The 2,925-nt window shown below is 71.4% G+C and carries 2 protein-coding genes; one reads left to right on the top strand and one right to left on the bottom strand.

Annotation, left to right across the window (positions count from 1 at the left end):
- On the top strand, positions 1-1,387 hold a 1,387-nt coding region (locus AB0M52_RS32880; protein WP_363961724.1), incomplete at its 5' end, for an ATP-binding cassette domain-containing protein.
- Between the two features lie 156 nt (positions 1,388-1,543).
- Here AB0M52_RS32880 and AB0M52_RS32885 read toward each other — a convergent pair.
- A partial coding sequence (locus tag AB0M52_RS32885) for an amidase family protein (protein WP_363961726.1) occupies positions 1,544-2,925 on the bottom strand: 1,382 nt, incomplete at its 5' end.

Here is a 2,925-nt window from a genome sequence, read left to right on the forward strand (position 1 = left end):
CGACCTCGACGAGCCCACCGTGGCGCCGCTGCTCGCCACGCTGGGACGGACCCTCGACTCGTTCGTGGAGATCGGGCTCGGCTACCTCTCGCTCGACCGCCCTTCAGGCACGCTGTCCGGCGGCGAGGCGCAGCGCACCAAGATGATCCGCCACCTCGGCTCCTCGCTGACCGACATCACCTACGTCTTCGACGAACCCACCATCGGTCTGCACCCCCACGACATCCAGCGGATGAACAGCCTGCTGCTGCGGCTGCGGGACAAGGGCAACACGGTGCTGGTCGTGGAGCACAAGCCGGAGACCATCGCGATCGCCGACCACGTCGTCGACCTCGGCCCCGGCGCCGGCACGGCGGGCGGCGCCGTCTGCTTCGAAGGCACCGTCGACGGCCTGCGGGCCAGCGACACCCTCACCGGCCGCCACCTCGGCGACCGGACCACCCTCAAGAAGACGGTACGCAAGCCCACCGGCACGCTGGAGATCCGCGGCGCGAAGACGCACAACCTGCGCGACGTCGACGTCGACATCCCACTCGGGGCGCTGGTCGTCGTCACCGGCGTCGCCGGCTCCGGCAAGAGCTCGCTCGTGCACGGGTCGATCCCCGCCGGCGCCGGTGTGGTGTCGGTCGACCAGGGCGCGATCCGCGGCTCACGACGCAGCAACCCGGCGACGTACACCGGACTGCTCGACCCGATCCGCAAGGCGTTCGCGAAGGTCAACGGCGTGAAGCCGGCGCTGTTCAGCCCCAACTCCGAGGGCGCGTGCCCCAACTGCAACGGCGCCGGGGTCGTCTACACCGACCTGGCGATGATGGCCGGCGTCGCCACCGTCTGCGAGGTGTGCGAGGGGAAGCGGTTCCTGGCGTCGGTCCTGGAGTACCACCTCGGCGGCCGCGACATCAGCGAGGTGCTCGCGATGTCGGTGACCGAGGCCGAGGAGTTCTTCGGCGCAGGCGAGGCGCGTACGCCGGCCGCGCACGCGATCCTCGGCCGGCTCGCCGCTGTCGGCCTCGGCTACCTCAGCCTCGGCCAGCCGCTCACCACGCTGTCCGGCGGCGAACGGCAGCGGCTCAAGCTGGCCACCCACATGGCCGAGAAGGGTGGCGTCTACGTCCTCGACGAGCCGACCGCCGGCCTTCACCTCGCCGACGTCGAGCACCTGCTCGGCCTGCTCGACCAGCTCGTCGACGCCGGCAAGTCGGTCATCGTGATCGAGCACCACCAGGCGGTCATGGCGCACGCCGACTGGATCATCGACCTCGGGCCCGGGGCCGGCCACGACGGCGGCCGGGTCATCTTCGAGGGCACACCCGCCGACCTCGTCGCCGCCCGTTCCACGCTCACCGGCGAACACCTCGCGGCCTACATCGGTGTCCCTTCAGCCTGAGCCACCTGAACCGCCCCTGACCTGTGCCGGCTCAAGATAGCGAGGCATGCTCGTCGCACGAGCAGGCGGTGGGGCGGCGCGCACCTTGCCACACCGCCCCACCGCTTGTCCTATATGTCGTCCAGGTGACCGGGCCCGGCGGCCCGGTCACCACGGCTACCGCTTGCCGAGTACGAGCTGCCGGTCACCGGGGAGGCAGAACTCCCCGGTGAAGAAGGTGCTGCCGGGGACGCACCGCCACATGCTCGGGTTCGTGTAGCTCGGCGCCTCCCGTACCGCCGTCGCCTGTTCGAGGGCGTACCCGGCGGCGAGCAACTTCGCCTCGCTGAACGCCGTACCCACGAAGGTGACGCCGATCGGGTTGCGACCCGCCGAGCTTTCGGCGACGCCGTACCCGCCCGGGACGGTGAGCAGCGGGTAGCCGGCGCGGTCGGCGTACCCGATGGCGGCGTTGCCGCTGGGCACCATGATCGCGTCGAAGTCGTCGCTCGGGTCGTCGGGTGTCCCGTTGGCGAGCACCGTGTCGATCACCGCCCGGTTCGTGGCCCGGCCGGCCGCGAGGTCCGCGGCGTACGCCGCGGCGGTCTGCGGGTCGGACAGATCCACCGCCTGCGCGGCCAGCAACTCGCCCTGCTGGTACTTGAGACCCTCCACCGGGTTGGCGGTGTTGTAGTCGATGATCTCCCGCAGCGACCGGGCGCCGGGACCGATCAGGCCGGCCAGGTAGGCGTTGAGGTCGCGCTTGAACTCGGTGGAGACCACGCTCGCCGGGTTGGGGCTCGGCGTGCTGAGCGTCACCACCGCCGTGGTCGCGCCCTGGGCCTGCAGCGTGCTGACCATCGTCGAGTACGGTGCCGCCGTGCTCGACAGGACAGCGATCCGCTTGCCCTGCAACGCGTTCGTCGACAGGCCCGCCGTGTAGTCCGCCCCGACCGTGCCGGCCGTCGCCGGGTCGGTGGGGTCGGCGCCGGTGATGGCGGTGAGCCCGGTGGCGACGTCGTATACGGTCCGGCCGATCGGGCCGGGGGAGTCCTGCGACCTGGCCACCGGCAGCACGCCGGTACGGCTCACCAGCCCGACGGTCGGCTTGAGGCCGACCACACCGGCGACCGCCGCCGGGCCGATGAGCTGGGCGGTGTCGGTCGACGTCTCCATGCCGATGGTGATGGCCGCGAGGCCGGCTGCGGTCGCGCCGGCCGATCCGCCGGACGAGCCGGCGGGAGTCTTGTCGGTGTCGGAGGGCAGGAGGACCTGGCCGCCGAGCGACGAGTATCCCTCGGGCAGGTTCGCGTCGAACACACCGTTGAGTTCGGTGACGTTCGTCTTACCGAGCACGATGGCGCCGGCCGCCTTCAGCTTGGCCACGATCGTCGAGTCGGCCTTCGGCTTGGCCTTCTGCAGGGCGATCGATCCGCCGCTGGTCGGCATTCCGGCCACGTCGATGGAGTCGTCGAGCAGCACCGGGATGCCGTACAGCGGCCCGGTGGTGCCCTTCTTCCGCCGGTCCCGGTCCGCGGCCTTCGCGTCCTTGATGGCGT

Origin of the sequence: Micromonospora sp. NPDC051296 (assembly GCF_040682255.1) — a bacterium.
GTDB lineage: Bacteria > Actinomycetota > Actinomycetes > Mycobacteriales > Micromonosporaceae > Micromonospora > Micromonospora craterilacus.